The sequence below is a fragment of the Novosphingobium rhizosphaerae genome (assembly GCF_050920675.1).
Classification (GTDB): domain Bacteria; phylum Pseudomonadota; class Alphaproteobacteria; order Sphingomonadales; family Sphingomonadaceae; genus Novosphingobium; species Novosphingobium rhizosphaerae.
Genome location: NZ_CP137861.1, coordinates 3,934,060 through 3,949,048, shown reverse-complemented (window position 1 = coordinate 3,949,048; position 14,989 = coordinate 3,934,060). Strand labels below are relative to the sequence as shown.

Genomic DNA, 14,989 nt, shown 5'->3' with positions numbered 1-14,989 from the left:
GCGAACAATGACAAGGTTTGGGACAGGATGGCGCGCGGCGCTGCTGGCGGGAACGCTGGCGGCGTCGATGGCGGGCTGGGGGGCGGATGACGGACATGCCGCCGCCGCACCCGTTCCTGCGCCTGCGCCCGATGCGGCCGTCGATGTTGCAGTCGATGTGACACACGGCGGCGGGGGCGCGCTTTCCAGTACGGGCATTGCCGGGGCACCCACGGTGGCACCGGTCACCGGCCTTGTTCTGCCACGCACGGCCTATCCCTTTGCGCGGCGCGATGGCGTGGTGGAAAAGCCGTTCGGCCAGGCCGTGGCCGATCCCTGGCGCTGGCTGGAAGCCGACTTGCGCACCAGTCCTGACGTGGCCGACTGGGTGGCGCGCGAAAACAGCCTGACGACACAATTTCTCAAGAGCCTGCCCGGCCGCGATGCCTTTGCCGCGCGCATCCGCAACCTGTTCGATTATCCGCGCGTGTCGCTGCCGCGCAAGGCGGGGCGCAGCTATTTCTATCTGCGCAACACCGGCTTGCAGAATCAGTCGGCGCTTTATGTACAGGAAGGGCAAAGCGGCACGCCGCGCCTCTTGCTCGATCCCAATGCGTGGTCAGCCGATGGCAGCCAGGCGCTGGACCTGTGGGTGCCATCGCGGAGCGGGCGGTTCCTGGCTTTTGGTCGCCAGCGCGATGGCAGCGATTGGCGCACGCTGGGCGTTGTCGATGCCCGCAGCGGGCAGGTGCTCGACGATGCCCTGGAATGGGCAAACGACACGCTGATCGGGTGGCTGGGGGACGAAGGCTTCCTCTATTCGCGCTATCCCGCTCCGGCGCAGGGCCAGGCCTATCGCGCGGTGCTTTCGGGCAAGGCGGTGTGGTTCCACCGCGTGGGCACGCCCCAATCGGCCGACGAACTGGTGTTTGCCACGCCCGATCATCCCGAATGGGGCCACAAGGCTTTCGTCACCTCGGATGGGCGCTGGGCGGTGATCACCACCGAGGCAAGCACCGATGCGCGGCGCATGGTCCATCTGGTGGATCTGCGCGGCGGTGCCTGGCGCAACGGGCAATGGCAGGTCCTGCCGTTGGTGGACAATTTCGATCACGAATGGAAAGTGGTCGAAGGGCTGGGCGATCGCCTGTGGTTCATCACCACCTCGGGCGCGGCCAATGGCATGGTCGCGGAACTCGATCTGGGTGGCGCGGCGGCGCGGTGGCGCGTGGTGGTCCCGGAACGTCGCCAGACGCTGGCGGGCGGCAATGTGGTGGGCGATCGGCTGATCCTGTCCTACCAGCATGATGGCGCGACCACCGCGGTCGTTACCGATCTAAAGGGCAAGCCGGCGCGCGCGATCACGCTCAACGGCATCGGCGTGGCCTCGGGCTTTGCCGGCAAGCCGGGTGACAGCGAGACGTTCTACCAATTCTCCAGTTTCAACCTGCCGCCCACGATCTTTCGCCTCGATCTCAAGACCGGCGCGGCCACGCCTTTTGCCCAGCCGCGCCTTTCGTTCGACCCGGCAGACTATGTGGTGGAGCAACGCCGCTATCGCTCCAAGGACGGCACGATGGTGCCGCTCTATCTCGTGCGCAGCCGCCGCGCGGCCCAGGCCGGGCAGGCCTTGCCCACGCTGCTCTATGGCTATGGCGGTTTCGACGTGGCGCTTACCCCCGGATGGTCGCCGGTGCGCATGGCCTGGCTGGCCGCGGGCGGCGCCTTTGCCCTTGCCAACATTCGCGGCGGGGGCGAATTCGGCCAGGCCTGGCACGATGGCGGCCGCCTTGCGGCCAAGCAGAACAGCTTCGACGATTTCATTGCCGCTGGCGAATATCTCATTGCCCAGGGCGTGACGCCCAAGGGCGGGCTTGCCATCCAGGGCAGTTCCAATGGCGGTTTGCTGGTGGGCGCCGTGGTCAACCAGCGGCCCGACCTGTTTGCCGCCGCCAACCCCGATGTGGGCGTGATGGACATGCTGCGCTTCGATCGGTTCACCGCCGGCCGGTTCTGGGTGGACGATTACGGCGATCCGGCACGTGCGGCCGATTGGCAGGTGCTGCGCGCCTATTCGCCCTATCACAACATCCGCGACGGCGCGCGCTATCCGGCCATCCTGGTCACCACCGCCGATACCGACGATCGCGTCGTGCCCGCGCACAGCTTCAAGTACGTTGCCGCGTTGCAGGCGGCTGACATCGGCACGCGCCCCCGTCTCTTGCGCGTGGAACAGGGCGCCGGCCATGGCGGGGGCAAGAGCGTGGACAAGGTGATCGCCGGTGGCGCCGATGTCCTGGCCTTCCTAGCGGCCTATACCGGGCTTGATGCGCCGCCACCCGCCCCCTAGGTTCCACCCTATGTTCTCCTTGCAGGCCGGGCAGTGGCTCACTATCCGCAATGGCGGGACCACCAACGGGATCGACCACTATGACCATGTTCGATGATCGCGAGCGCGCGTTCGAAGCCAAGTTCGCCCACGACGAGGAAATGCTGTTCCGCATCCATGCCCGCCGCAATCGCTTGCTGGGCCAGTGGGCGGCCGAGCGCATGAAGCTGACCCAGGCCGAAGCGGAAGCCTATGCCAAGGCGGTGGTCCAGGCCGATTTCGAGGAAACCGGCGACGAAGACGTCGTACGCAAGTTGCTGGGTGATCTGATCGCCGCCGGGGTGGATAGCACCGAGGCTGAAATCCGCGCCGCGATGGATGCCAAGTCGATCGACGCGCGCCGCCAGTTGATGGGCGAAGTCTGATGGCAATGGCCGCTGCCGAAATCGAGACGATGATCCGCGCCGCGCTGCCCGATGCGCAGGTGACGATCACCGACCTTGCCGGGGACGGCGATCACTTTGCCGCTCACGTCGTTTCCGCCAGCTTTGCCGGGATGAGCCGCGTGGCCCAGCACAAGGCGGTCTATGCCGCGCTGGGCGGCCGCATGGGCGGCGTGCTTCATGCCTTGCAACTGACCACCGCCGCCCCCAAATAAGGCGCGAAAGGAACCGATCCCACCATGTCTACCGAGCAGCGCATCGACGAAATCGTCAAGGGCAACGATGTTGTCCTGTTCATGAAGGGCACGCCGCTGTTTCCGCAGTGCGGGTTTTCCAGCCGGGCCGTGGCGATCCTCGAACGCCTGGGCGTCGAATATGCCAGCGTCGATGTCTTGCAGGACATGGACATCCGCCAGGGCATCAAGTCCTATTCCGATTGGCCGACCATTCCGCAGCTCTATGTGAAGGGCGAATTCGTCGGCGGTTCTGACATCATGACCGAGATGTACGAAGCCGGCGAACTCGCCCAGTTGATGGAAGAGGCCGAAGTCAAGCCGGCCTGACCCGGCTGCCGCCCTGGCAAGCGATTGCCGGGCGGACAGGGCCCGTCCCAAAACGCGGTTTCCCACGGGGAGGCCGCGTTTTTTTGTGTCTGCTGAATGTGTTGAACCCCGGGGGAGGCGGAGCCGGGGAGACTTGGGGTTGCCGGCTCCGCCTCACGAAGAAGAAGTCTTCGGGGTATCCAAGACTAAGCACGGACCGTGCCAGTTTTGCAAATTGCCGAATTCTTCGGGCAAGAACGCCTCGGGCAGGGTTGCCGGGTTACGCGAACTGTAAAATTGGCCGACATCTCCCCCCTCTTGGCAAGGGGCGCCTGGCAAAGCATGGTGCCGCGATGGCCGATCCGCTTTCCCCACCTGCTGCCCTGCCGGGCGAACAGGCCGAGCCTGCGGCCACGCTGATCGTGTTTCGCAAGGGGGTGCCCGGCCAAGCTTCGCAGATCCTGCTGGTAGAGCGATCGGCACAATTGCGCTTTGCCGGCGGGGCTACGGTCTTTCCTGGCGGCAAGGTCGATCAGGCTGACAAGGCGCTGGCCGCGGCGCGTCCTGCCTGGGTTCAGGGCCTTGACGAGGATGATGCTGCCGCTCGCCTGGCTGCCCTGCGCGAAACGTTGGAGGAAACCGGCCTGCTGGTGGGCATGGCCTCGGCGCGGCCGGATGCCGCGCCGCGCGATGCCACGGCCGCGGTCGCGGCGCGGGCGATGCTCGCGGAAACCGGGCGGATGGGCCCGGTGCTCGATCATTTCGGGTGGCGGCCGGATCTGGGCGCCTTGGTCCCTTGGGCCCGCTGGTGGCCGCGTGGAAAGCCGGGGAGGGTGTTCGACACGCGGTTCTATCTGGCTGACCTTGGCAGCGGGGCCGTGGATCTGGCAGTGGACAACACGGAAAATCGCCACTTGTTCTGGTCTTCTGCCCACGAGGCGCTGGACGCGGCCGAACGTGGTGCGCTGCATCTGATCTTTCCCACCCGCCGCAACCTGGAACGGCTGGCGCAATGCGCCGATTTTGCCGCCGCACGGGCCCATGCCGCCGCGTTTCCGATCGCGCCGATCATTCCGGGCACGGTGCTGCGCGATGGCGTTCCCTGGCTGACCATTCCCGACGGCTACGGCTATCCCGTGCTGGGCGAGCCGCTGGCCGAGGCGCATCGCGCCTGAACCCGCCCATCCCGTGGTAGGTGCACTTGCATCCACATTCGAGAATATCCGCGGGTGGCAAATCGCCAGATCGGATAAGCAATGTTCCTGAGGGCAATACGTATAGGCCCCGATGGCTGGCCGTAGAACGCGGTAAGCGGGCGGGCGTAAAACCCGGGTGGAGGTATTGCCCGATGCCCGTTGCCCAACCCAAGCCATCCTATCCTGTTGATGCGCCACGCCCCGATGCCGCCCCAGCACCAAGACTCGCGTCTGGCACGGAAGATCCTGTTTTTTCGCCAGTTCATGCGCTGCAGCAGGAACTGTTGCCGCTCGCCACAGCCGCGCCTGCCCATGTCGAGGCGCTTTATCCGCTGTGGCTGCGCGTTGCCATCATCGGCGGATCGTCGGCGCTGGCATGGGGTTTGATCATCTGGGGCGCGCTGCGCCTGGGTTAGCTGATTCGCCGTTTGGGCGTCAGCTAACGAACCATCTCGGCTGTATCGCTCGCTGACGGGGTCAACGGGCTGTTCCTATCATCGCCTCACAACGGGTGCCGCGATCACGGCACCGCCCGATGTGGGGACCAGCAACGGTGAATCATCAGCACAATCTCGCGGCGCGCAATGATGTCGCTCGCAATCTGGCGGCTGGCGGGTGGAATGGGCCGGTCATGGCTGCTGCGCCAGACCTTGCCGCACCGGCGATCGGTGCATCGGCCTCTGCCCCGCCGGTGGCAGCGCTGCGGGCCACCGGCACCCGCTGGCGGCACCCGCGCACCATGCCCGGCGCAGACAGCGCCGAGGCCTGGATTCGCGCTATCGACGTGACCGTGGCGTTCTGCGCGCTGCTGGTCTTTTTGCCATTGATGCTGGCCATCGCCACTTTGGTGCGGCTCTCTGACGGCGGACCGATCCTGTTTCGCCACCGCCGCGTCGGGGCTGGCGGGCGCCACTTTGCCTGCCTCAAGTTCCGCTCGATGTGCGTGGATGCCGACGCCCGCCTGCGCCATGTGCTGGCCACCGATGCCGCCGCCCGTGCGGAGTGGGAAGCAACGCACAAGTTGCAAAAGGACCCGCGCATCACGGCGGTGGGCCGGCTGCTGCGCAAAAGCAGCCTGGATGAACTGCCCCAGTTGATCAACGTTCTGCGCGGCGACATGAGCCTGGTGGGGCCACGTCCGATCGTCGACGCCGAAGTCGCTCGGTATGGACGCCATTTCGCTGCTTATTGCGCGGTGCGCCCCGGCGTTACCGGGCTTTGGCAGGTGGCGCGGCGCCACGATACCACGTATCGTCGGCGGGTTGCCTGCGATCTGCTTTATCGCCGCGCGCGGTCCTTGCGGCTCTACTTCCGCATCCTGCTGTTGACCGTGCCCAGTGTCATTCTTGCACGCGGGGCTTACTGAACTGGACGGCAAGCCCTGCTTTTGCCAGCGAACGGACCTTGAAACGCCAACGGGAGAAGCGCGGTCGCCACGCTTCTCCCGTCTCGCGCAGGTAAATGGACCGAGCCGAAAACCCGGCATTCGTTATGTTTTAAAAGATGAGGAGCGCCAGTCCGATCCAGAACACCTGGCTCAACGCCAGGCCGATCAGAAGTCCCTTGGCGGCGGCAGTGCCTTCGCCAGCGGGGGCATCGTGGAACGAGACGAAACCATCTTCACGGAAAGACTGAGTGGACATCCTGCAACCCTTGTAACCAGTGTTTTTGGCCTTGGCGGCAGTGGCCGCTTCACCATTTCCAACGCGTCACAGGGCTAGCTTGTTCCCGCTGTGCTCCTGCTTGTCCGGCTGGGGAATAAGGGCTTTGCCGTCTTCCGCTCAACCGTCTGACACACGCTTTTCATAGCGCAGGATAGTTGTAAACCCGTGAATACCACCGTTTTTGCGCACGATTGCGATGCAACAGGTGGACTATTGCATCGCACGATTCCGCCATTCTTGCTGTGTGACTGGTTCTTGTTGCATTGCACATGGCTAGTGCTGCACTGCAACCTTGATGGTGGTATGACAGCGCAGCCATCGGGCAGGGTGCCGGGGGGCGGGGTACAGCTGCCGACACTGCCATAAAGTTGAAACAAAGTCAGGCTGATGCCGCCTGATCGCGGCGAGTCGAGGCAAAAGGCTCTCTGCGTCAGGACGATGCTTTTTTGCGTCCGGCCGTGTGTGCGCGCGCCGTAACGCGCGAGCCCAAGATGTTGCTCATGCGAAGGCGCCAAATTGGCACTGTGGCCGTCGAGGGGCGGGCTATCCCTGATGGGCATTTTTTGCGCTGCAAAAATGCAATTTTTTCGCTGGATTGCGGGGCGGCGGCCGATGGCTCGCATGGGATAGGGGCGAATCCGCAGGGCATAGTGTCTCGGTAACGGAGCCAACCTGCGTGGACCGCACGGCATGTCGCCCTACCAATAGGGGAAATCCACCAAGGGGGACCACGCAGAGCATGCTGCGAATCCATGTTGCCATCGCCACCGTCGGTCGCGCCAACCTGGCGCGCGAGACGATCGACCTGCTTGCCGGGCAATCCCGCCGCCCCGATGGCGTGCTGGTTGTCGGCGCGACCGACGCAGACATTGCCGGTATCGGGGACAGTGTGATGCAGCCCGATCTGGCGCTGGCAGAGCGCGGCCTGTGTCGGCAGCGCAACCGTGCGCTCGAATTGCTGGAGGGGCGGGCCGATGTGGTCGTGTTCTTCGACGACGATTTCGTCCCTTCCCCCGATTATCTTGCCGCGGTTGAGCGGATTTTCCTGGCGCACCCGGATGTTGCGGGCATCACCGGCAATCTGGTGGGCGATGGCGTGCGCCATGGCGGCTATGGCATTGCCCAGGCGCAGGCGATGATCGCCGCGCAAACCCTGCTGCTCGATCCCGCGATCATCCCGCGCGAGGCGCTCTATGGCTGCAACATGGCCTTGCGCATGGGCCATGTCGGCGCGTTGCGCTTTGACGAGGCGCTGCCGCTCTATGGTTGGCAGGAGGACATCGATTTTACCATGCGCCTGTCGCGGCGCGGGCGGCTCGTCTCCACCGGCCTGGTTTCCGGGGTTCATCTGGGGGTGAAGGGCGGGCGCACCTCGGGCCGGCGGCTGGGCTACTCGCAAGTGGCCAACATCGTTTATTTGCGCCGCAAAGGCACCATGCCTGGCGCCCTCGCGCGCAAGCTGTTGTGGCGCAACGTGGCGGCCAACCTGCTGCGCGCGCTGTTCCCCGAACCGCATGTGGACCGGCTGGGCCGGCTGCGCGGCAACGGCTTGGCCTTTGTCGATCTGCTGCGCGGGCGGATCGATCCGCGCAAGATCGAAAGCATGTGACCTCGTGCGCACGATCGCCTTCAACGGCAAATTCCGCGCGGGCAAGCACAACGGGGTCTGGCGCGTGTCGGATCGCCTGATCCGCGAGGTAGACAGCCTGCTGGCCGATATGCCCATGGCGGCACGGCCCGATGTCCGGGTGATCGTGCCGGCCGGCTGCCCGGCGGCCGAACCCTATCGCGTGATCCGGGTGGAGGAAGATGGCCAGGGCCCCAGCCAGAGTTGGGAACAGCGGCGGCTTCCGGCGCTGGCGCGGGGCAGCCTGCTCGTCAACCTCGCCAACCTGGCGCCGGTGTTCCATCGCCCCAAGGTGACGATGCTGCACGATGCCCAGTTCTGCCGGCCGGACTGCTCCTATCCCTGGCGCCAGCGCATGGGCTATCGCCTGCTGGCCCCGCTGATGGCGCGGTCGAGCAAGCTGGTGCTCACCGTGTCGGACTATTCGCGCCATGATCTTGCCGGATATGGCGTGATCGGCGGTGGACGCGTGGAAATCCTTCATAACGGTGCCGATCATATTCTGGAGATGGCCCCCGATGCCGGCGCCCTTGCGCGCCTGGGGCTGATCACGGGCGAATACCTGCTGATGTTCGGCAGCGTGAAGGCCTACAAGAACAACAAGGTGGTGTTCGATGCCCTGGCGCTCGCCGCGCAGGCGCATGCGGCGGGACTGGGCTGGCCGCCGCGCCGCCTGGTGATCGTGGGGCCAGGCCGCGCCGCGCTGGAAAATGCCGGGCTGGTGCCGCCGGCCGATGCGGTCTTTGCCGGCGGGTGCGACGATGCCGTGCTGCGCGCACTGTATGAAGGCGCGCAGGCGCTGCTGTTCCCCTCGCGCACCGAAGGGTTCGGACTGCCCCCGGTCGAAGCGATGCTTTGCCGATGCCCGGTTATCGCCGCCCCCTGTGGTGCCGTACCCGAAGTGTGCGGGGCGGCCGCGCTCATGGCCGATCCGGATGATCCCACCGCCTGGCTCGAACAGATCGGTGCGCTGGAAGACTCTGCCACGCGGGCAACCATGGTGGCAGCCGGGCTGGCGCGGGCCGGCCGCTATACCTGGGTGGGGGCAGGGCGGAACCTGCTCAACCTTTTGATGGAATGCGCCGCGTGAGCGGGGCCTTGGGCGGTTCGACACTGCCAGCGCCCGCACGCGCGTTGCTGGGGCGGATAGGTGGCTGGTGGCGCGGCGGCAGCTTTACCGCCGTGATCGCCATGGCTGCGCGGGCCAGCAGCCAGTTGGCGCTGCTGGGTGTCACCCTCGTTGCCACGCGCACGCTGGCGCCGGCCGATTTCGGGGTCTTCGCGATTGCGGCCGCGCTGCTCACCCTGTCGCGCACGATGCTTTACACCGGGCCCTTCGAATATGTGCTCAAGGCGGCGCAGGCCGATGGGCCGGCGGTGGCCAGCGCCGGGCTCGCTGCCAACCTGGCCGTGGCGCTGGGCTGGGTCGTGCTGCTGTGCGGCGCCGGGCTTGCCGCACCTTTCGTGTTTCGTGGGCCTGGCGTGGCGCTGCTGCTGTTCTGCCTGGCGCCGTCCAATCTTCTCGCCGCCCTCGCCGGCTGGGAAGAGGCGATGCTGCTGCGCGGACAATTGGTGCGCCGCTACTATGCCATCACTGTCGTGACCGAAATTGCGGCCGGCCTGGGGGCTGCTCTCCTGCTGGTGCTGGGCTGGGGGCTGTGGGCGCTGGTGGCGCAAGTCTATGCGCGGCTGGTGATCTTCATCGTCGCCTATCGCGCCGTGCTGGTGCTGCCGCCGCTGCCGCGCCCATCTGTGCGCGAGACGCACAAGGTGCTGGCCTGGTCGTGGAGCCGCTATGGCTCCGTCATGGTTGGGTTCCTCGCCAATTACAGCGGCGACCTGCTGCTCGGCGCGGTGTTCTCACCGGCGGCATCGGGGCTCTATCGCGCCGGCAACCGCGTGGTTTCGGCCCTGGCCGACATGTTCGTGCAGCCCGCCGGCCTGCTCGTCACCACGGGCCTTGCCGCAGAGCGAGCGCGGGGCGGCGCCGGCGATGGCGCCTGGCTGCGCCTGTCGGGCCTGTTCGGCGCGCTGTGCTGGCCGGCCCTGGCCGGATTGGCCGTGGTGTCTGACGAGATTGCCCCCGTCATGCTCGGGCCTGCCTGGGTCGGTGCGGGGCCGATCATCGCGGTGTTCTGCGTGGCGCGTATGGCGGCGCTGCCGATTGCTGTCGCTTCGTCCGTGCTGGTGATCGAAGACCGGCAGAACCGCGTGCTGTGGATTCAATCCGCTGCTGCCATCGCCACGGCGGTGCTTACCTTGGCGCTTGCCAGCCAAGGTCCGATTGCGGCCGCCTTTGCTACCACCCTGGTCGCGCTGGGCTGGGCCGCGGCCCTTGCCGTGGCAGCCTGGCGCGCGCGCCGGGTTCATGGCGGGGCGCTGGGTGATCTGGCGCTGCTCGTCCTGTGGCCCACGCTGGCGACGCTGGGCCTGGCCTGGGGCGGCCGCCTGCTGGCGCTGCACTGGCACTTGCTCCCGGGGCAAACGCTGGGCCTCGTCGTGCCCATGGGCCTGGCTGGCTGGGGGCTGTCGCTTCACGCCGTGCGCCGCCCCCTGCGCGCCGGCCTGGGCGCATTGGGGCGGTGATCTGCGCCAGTTGGCCGGGTCTGCCCGTGCTCAGGCTCTGCCCAGCCAAGCCGCGGCGGCGACCATCACGGGGTCGTTCCCCTGCACGATCGAACTGGCGGTCTGTGGCACGAAATGATCGGGCGCAATGCCGCCATCGGGTTGTGGCGTGGCAGGGAAATAGCCGATCAGCGGCAGGTCGAATTCGATGCCGCTGCCCGGCAGGCGGGTGAAGAAAAAGCCGCCCCCGTTGATGCCGCGCTGGTTGCCCCCCGGTCGGCTCGCCAAACAGCGTCACCTTGCCACTGGCCCGCGCCGCGCAGGCAAACCCGAACGTTGCCGAACTGTTGGCCGGGCCGATCAGGACGGCAATGGGCACGGGCAGGCGCTTGGTATCGGGGCGGATCGCTTGCGGCGCCTGGCCCTTGGGCAGGGCGATCCAGCCTTGGCCCAGGTCTGCGCCGCCTTCGCCGATCCGGCGGAAACTGTCGTCCCAGGTCGAAACGTGATCGGCCAGACTGGCGGGCACCGTGCGAAACCGCACGCGGCTCGCGAAGGGCCAGCCTGTCACGTCATGATCGATCAAGCGGGCCAGAATCGGATCGCCGCAATCGTCTCCGCCTTCGTTGCGACGGATATCGACGATTAGGCCACGCGTCCGCGCCGCGTCATCCAGCCGATCGGCCAGCCAAGATCGCCAGTCCCACTTGGAATTCCACATCGCCCAACCGGGCATGTCGAGCAAGGCAATGCCATCGGGCCGGACGTGATAGGTCCAGCGCGGCGCATCGCTGCTTTCTGGCACCCGCGTCATCGCGGCGCGGCGGGCCGCCAGGCCGATTGCCGGCACGTCCACCCGTGCGTCGCGTCCGTCGGGCAGGATGATGGCCAGATGGTGCGCGGCGGTTTTGGGCGGCATCAGCAAGCCCTGGAACACATCGAAATACTCGATGTTTTCCGCGCCGCGCACCCCCAGCAGCGAATGCCGCTTGCCATCGTTGTGGCCATCGGCCCGGGCATAGGGCATCAGTTGGGCCAGCAGGTCTGCGCTGGCCACGCCGTTTACCGCCACAACGCGGGTGCCGCGCGGCAGCGCGCCGGTGCCGCTGTGATCCGCGGTGACGACCATCGTGGCGTCGATCCATTCGAAGTGGAACGGCAGCCGGGTGGGACGGTCGAACAGCCGCTTGGCCACCGCATCGCTCTGGTTGAAGAAATTGCCGTAGCTGTGCCCGCAACGCAGCGTGGAGAGAAAGCGCGATAGCGCCAGATAGCAGCGCTCCAGATCGCCGGCGGCCAGGGCGGGGCCGTAATCCCGCTCGAACCGATCGAGATGGCGGGCAAGATCGGTGGGTGAGAGATAACGGTCCCGCCCTGGATGAATGTCCATTGCGGCGCGGATCACGGCCAGATCGGCCTCTAGTGGCGACGGCGCGGCCCCAGCGAGCGGGGCAGGGCAAAAGGGCATGGCGGCCAGCCCCGTGAGCACGTTTCGGCGCCGCATCGCACGCATCCCCCCGGCCAGTCATCTTTGGCGAAGCTTGTACCCCGGGCGGGCAGGCTTGTCTGCGCGCAATTCTCCGCTGGCCAGGGCAATCCCGATTGGTCGCGCCGCATCAGGGCGTGCGGGCCTGCTTGGATCGTGAATGCCTGCGTGGCAGCACCGAGGTTCTGCCAAGTGGACAGGTGTGTGGAACCGCGCCTATTCGGCGCCGAGCAAGCTCTTGCGCAGACGGGCCTTGACGAGCCGGGCCTCCAGGATGCGCCCGATCACATAGAGCAGCGCGAACAGGCTGGCAAAGACATAAGCCGAAGTGGGCGAATACTTGTCGCCCTTGCGGTCGGGCTTCTTGCCGTCCTTTTCGGGGGCGGGCGCGCCAAGCGCCTTGTCGATGGGATTCATCGGCCGGACGTCGTCCTTCTTGGCGTCCTTTTTCTTGTCCGCCTTGGCTTTTGCCGCCGCTTCGGCTGCCGGCTTTTGCCATTGGCCCACCGCGATGGTCAGCTGCGCAAAGGCCAGGAACAGCAGCGGTGCCAGGAAGCACAGCAACAGAGCACGGCTGACCAAATGATAGCGGAGCACCGGGCCAGCGCTGTCCTGTTCCACTTGCAACAGGCCGTTTTCGAACACCGCCAGCTTGTCTTGCGAGGCTGGATCGATCTTGGTGAAGCGCAAGGCTTCGCCGCCACGCTGCTGGCTGGTGCCCGGCTGGCGCAGCAGCGGCTCGAGCCTGGCGAAGGCTTCCTCGCTGGTTTGTCCGGGTGGCAGGTCAACGCTGCCGCGAATATGCCAGATCCAATCGATGAAGCGCAGGTTCATGGCCGATCCATGGCGTGCCGAGGGCAGGGCGATGGCGTTGCTCATTCTGCCGGCACCGCGGCGGCTTCTTCCTGCCCTTGCCGGGCGAACTTGCCCTTGATGGCGCGCCAGCCCTCGGTGAAGGGAAAGGTCATCTGCTCGCGCAGGCCCATGCGGCGGCCGCCTTCCATGCCCAGCAGTTCGGCTTCACCATCGATGCAGGTGCCAAACATACGGTCAATGAAGATATAGGTGTTGGTATAGTTGCTGCGCGTCGCTTCAAAGTCTTGCGAATGGTGCAGGCTGTGATGTTCCGTGGTATGGAAAAAGAAGCGCCACCAGCGCGGCGAATTGAACCGCACGTTGATATGCTGATAGCTGCCCACGGCCAGGCCGATCGCGCCGGCCAGCAGGAATGCGCGGGGCACGAAATCGAAGAACCCGCCGATGCCCAGGCCGATCAGGAACAGTTCGATCGGATTGCCCACGGCGCCCTTGTTGATGTTGAGCTGGGTAATGTAATGGTGCACCGAGTGTGGCAGCCACAGCGGATACCAGTTGTGCATGCCGCGATGCATCCAATACTGCCCGAAATCAAAGATGAACGAGATTATGAAAGCCTGAAGCAGTATCGGCAGGCCGGTGAACCAATCAAAGCTCTTCCAGTGAAAGGAATCCTGGATGGCCCCAACCATCACATCGGAACCGATAAAGCCATCGACAAGGCGTAGAACGGTATAGCCCAGGCCGACATAGAACAGATCGGTGGTCACTTCCTTCCACGTCAGTTGCCAGCTTTCATGGCGCGGAAAGAAGAATTCCAGGCCCAGAAGAAACACGCGGAAACCGATGCCGATGCCGATCGCGGTCGATGCCTTGGCGATGGAATTTGGCGCATAATACCAGAACAGGATCAGCGCGAAGAGCACAGTGGGTTGAAACCACGAGAAAAACAGCCGCTTGACCGGGCCGCCTTCCACGCGCGGGATGTTTTCCCAGCCCACCGTGACCGGTGCCTGGGTGCCAATCAACCGCTTGCCGACCCGAATGCCTTCCATCTGCCTGCCCTCGTAATACTTGGGTACCCGTGTCAGTAATACTAACTGATCAGATGGTAATACGGATCGAATGCTTCGTCTATACCATATTGCATATGCTTATTGATGGATTTGCGTTGAAAATACGCCGGTTTGCGCATTTTGGGCCCGGCGCGATGGTGCAGTGCACCGTTTGCGGGGGCGATGGATTGGCCAGCCACGCTGCCGTCGTCCCGATTCGCGCCAGGAAATTCTCTTGCCTTGCACAACCGGAATCGTCCGAGCACAGGCCAGGCTGCGGCCGGCCGGCGCTGCGCCAAGGCAGCTGTTCCGCATCACGCGCTGTTGTTGCCAGGCAATCGGGCGCTATTCTCCGTGCCATGGACATCGCATTGACGAGGCGCTGGATACGGTGACATCCGATCGTGAGAAACTTTGTGCGGCGCCCGCCCTGCCGGCCGGACTGGCGCAAGCGCTGGAGGGCTATGCATGGGCGCGCGACCTGGTCGGTGAATCCGGCGGCGCGGTTTACCGGCTCCATGGCAAGCCGGGCGCGCCTGAACTCTATCTCAAGCACGGCCTTGGCTCAGTTGCCGATGCCATCACCGACGAAATGGTCAGGCTCCGCTGGCTGGCCGGCTACGTGCCGGTGCCGCCGGTGCTGCACTTTGCCAGCACCCCAAGCGAAGCGTGGCTGGTCACCGCAGCCTTGCCGGGCGAGACGGCCTTTCAGGCGCTCCAGGCACGGCCGGCGGAACGGATTGCGATCGTCGATGCGCTGGCCGCCTTTCTGCGACGGTTCCACGCGATCCCCGTCAGCGAATGCCCGTTCAACAGCGATCATGCCTTGCGGCTTGGCCTGGCGCGGAACCGGATCAATGAAGGACTGGTCGAAGCGGATGAATTCGACGCGGCGAGAGAAGGCTGGAGCGCGGAACAAGTCTGGCAGGCAATGCAGCAGCTGCTACCTCTCGCGCCCGATCCGGTCGTCACGCACGGGGACTTCTCGCTCGACAATCTGTTCATCACCGGGGGCGTGGTCACCGGCTGCATAGACACGGGCAGGGCCGGTATTGCCGACCGCTACCAGGACCTTGCGATCCTGTGGAACTGCCTGGGAGAGTTCGCGGGGGAATTGCAGGACAGGCTCATGGTCGCTTACGGTGAGCCGGATATCGATCAGGGCAAGCTGCAGTTTCACCTGATGCTGGATGAACTGTTCTGATTGAGGCGGCTTGGCCCGGTTCGATCGCACCACGCCAACGGGCAAAAGCAGCGCTCCGACATCGGGGTTCGCGCAGTGGCGGC

General features: G+C 65.5%; 16 protein-coding genes and 1 pseudogene. 12 read left to right on the top strand and 5 right to left on the bottom strand.

What is annotated here, in order from left to right; translation table 11 throughout:
- The first annotated feature begins 7 nt into the window (after positions 1-7).
- The 7 genes from R9J51_RS17770 to R9J51_RS17740 all read left to right on the top strand — a co-directional run bounded on the left by R9J51_RS17770 (position 8) and on the right by R9J51_RS17740 (position 5,855).
- A complete protein-coding gene (locus R9J51_RS17770) occupies positions 8-2,329 on the top strand; it encodes a prolyl oligopeptidase family serine peptidase (protein ID WP_432787638.1) in 2,322 nt (773 codons plus the stop codon).
- Between the two features lie 80 nt (positions 2,330-2,409).
- Positions 2,410-2,733, top strand: coding sequence for a DUF1476 domain-containing protein (locus R9J51_RS17765; protein ID WP_168556943.1), 324 nt, complete (start codon positions 2,410-2,412; stop codon positions 2,731-2,733).
- Positions 2,733-2,966: a BolA family protein gene (locus R9J51_RS17760; protein ID WP_168556944.1), complete on the top strand. Its 234-nt coding sequence runs from the start codon at positions 2,733-2,735 to the stop codon at positions 2,964-2,966. The genes R9J51_RS17765 and R9J51_RS17760 overlap by 1 nt, the downstream gene beginning before the upstream one ends.
- 24 nt (positions 2,967-2,990) lie before the next feature.
- Positions 2,991-3,314: a Grx4 family monothiol glutaredoxin gene (gene grxD / locus R9J51_RS17755; protein WP_168556945.1), complete on the top strand. Its 324-nt coding sequence runs from the start codon at positions 2,991-2,993 to the stop codon at positions 3,312-3,314.
- A 332-nt stretch (positions 3,315-3,646) separates the two neighbouring features.
- Positions 3,647-4,468: an NUDIX domain-containing protein gene (locus R9J51_RS17750; protein WP_179505276.1), complete on the top strand. Its 822-nt coding sequence runs from the start codon at positions 3,647-3,649 to the stop codon at positions 4,466-4,468.
- Between the two features lie 305 nt (positions 4,469-4,773).
- Positions 4,774-4,905, top strand: a complete 132-nt coding sequence (locus R9J51_RS17745) for a hypothetical protein (protein ID WP_282599595.1) — start codon at positions 4,774-4,776, stop codon at positions 4,903-4,905.
- A 215-nt stretch (positions 4,906-5,120) separates the two neighbouring features.
- Positions 5,121-5,855, top strand: a complete 735-nt coding sequence (locus R9J51_RS17740) for a sugar transferase (RefSeq protein WP_349237537.1) — start codon at positions 5,121-5,123, stop codon at positions 5,853-5,855.
- Between the two features lie 130 nt (positions 5,856-5,985).
- Here R9J51_RS17740 and R9J51_RS17735 read toward each other — a convergent pair whose 3' ends face one another.
- Positions 5,986-6,132, bottom strand: a complete 147-nt coding sequence (locus R9J51_RS17735; RefSeq protein WP_157088941.1) for a hypothetical protein — start codon at positions 6,130-6,132, stop codon at positions 5,986-5,988.
- Between the two features lie 760 nt (positions 6,133-6,892).
- Between R9J51_RS17735 and R9J51_RS17730 the strand changes: the two genes are divergently transcribed.
- Genes R9J51_RS17730 through R9J51_RS17720 form a run of 3 tightly spaced genes read left to right on the top strand, consistent with a single transcriptional unit; the run spans position 6,893 to position 10,366 of the window.
- On the top strand, positions 6,893-7,762 hold the full coding sequence (locus R9J51_RS17730) for a glycosyltransferase family 2 protein (RefSeq protein ID WP_168556946.1): 870 nt from the start codon (positions 6,893-6,895) through the stop codon (positions 7,760-7,762).
- Between the two features lie 4 nt (positions 7,763-7,766).
- Positions 7,767-8,870 (top strand): glycosyltransferase family 4 protein, encoded by a 1,104-nt coding sequence (locus R9J51_RS17725; protein ID WP_179505275.1) that lies wholly within the window; start codon positions 7,767-7,769, stop codon positions 8,868-8,870.
- Positions 8,867-10,366: an oligosaccharide flippase family protein gene (locus R9J51_RS17720; RefSeq protein WP_179505274.1), complete on the top strand. Its 1,500-nt coding sequence runs from the start codon at positions 8,867-8,869 to the stop codon at positions 10,364-10,366. Before R9J51_RS17725 ends, R9J51_RS17720 begins: the two co-directional genes overlap by 4 nt.
- Positions 10,367-10,396: 30 nt before the next feature.
- On the opposite strand, the gene R9J51_RS17715 is transcribed toward R9J51_RS17720, so the two are convergent.
- Both R9J51_RS17715 and R9J51_RS17710 read right to left on the bottom strand, forming a co-directional pair.
- The gene (locus tag R9J51_RS17715) at positions 10,397-10,633 is read right to left on the bottom strand and encodes a hypothetical protein (protein ID WP_179504173.1); all 237 of its coding nucleotides are present in this window, start codon (positions 10,631-10,633) and stop codon (positions 10,397-10,399) included.
- Between the two features lie 31 nt (positions 10,634-10,664).
- Positions 10,665-11,066: pseudogene (locus R9J51_RS17710) on the bottom strand (S41 family peptidase); the annotation flags it as partial.
- Between the two features lie 171 nt (positions 11,067-11,237).
- On the opposite strand from R9J51_RS17710, the gene R9J51_RS17705 reads away from it, so the two are divergent.
- Complete coding sequence (locus tag R9J51_RS17705; protein ID WP_179504171.1) at positions 11,238-11,609, top strand: hypothetical protein; 372 nt, start codon at positions 11,238-11,240, stop codon at positions 11,607-11,609.
- Positions 11,610-12,047: 438 nt separating this feature from the next.
- Here the strand turns inward: R9J51_RS17705 and R9J51_RS17700 are convergent, their stop codons facing one another.
- A complete protein-coding gene (locus R9J51_RS17700; RefSeq protein ID WP_432787637.1) occupies positions 12,048-12,710 on the bottom strand; it encodes a hypothetical protein in 663 nt (220 codons plus the stop codon).
- Positions 12,707-13,702: a sterol desaturase family protein gene (locus tag R9J51_RS17695; RefSeq protein WP_179505273.1), complete on the bottom strand. Its 996-nt coding sequence runs from the start codon at positions 13,700-13,702 to the stop codon at positions 12,707-12,709. The genes R9J51_RS17700 and R9J51_RS17695 overlap by 4 nt, the downstream gene beginning before the upstream one ends.
- 391 nt (positions 13,703-14,093) lie before the next feature.
- Here R9J51_RS17695 and R9J51_RS17690 point away from each other — a divergent pair, with 391 nt between their 5' ends.
- Complete coding sequence (locus R9J51_RS17690) at positions 14,094-14,906, top strand: APH(3')-I family aminoglycoside O-phosphotransferase (protein ID WP_179505272.1); 813 nt, start codon at positions 14,094-14,096, stop codon at positions 14,904-14,906.
- Positions 14,907-14,989 lie beyond the last annotated feature (83 nt).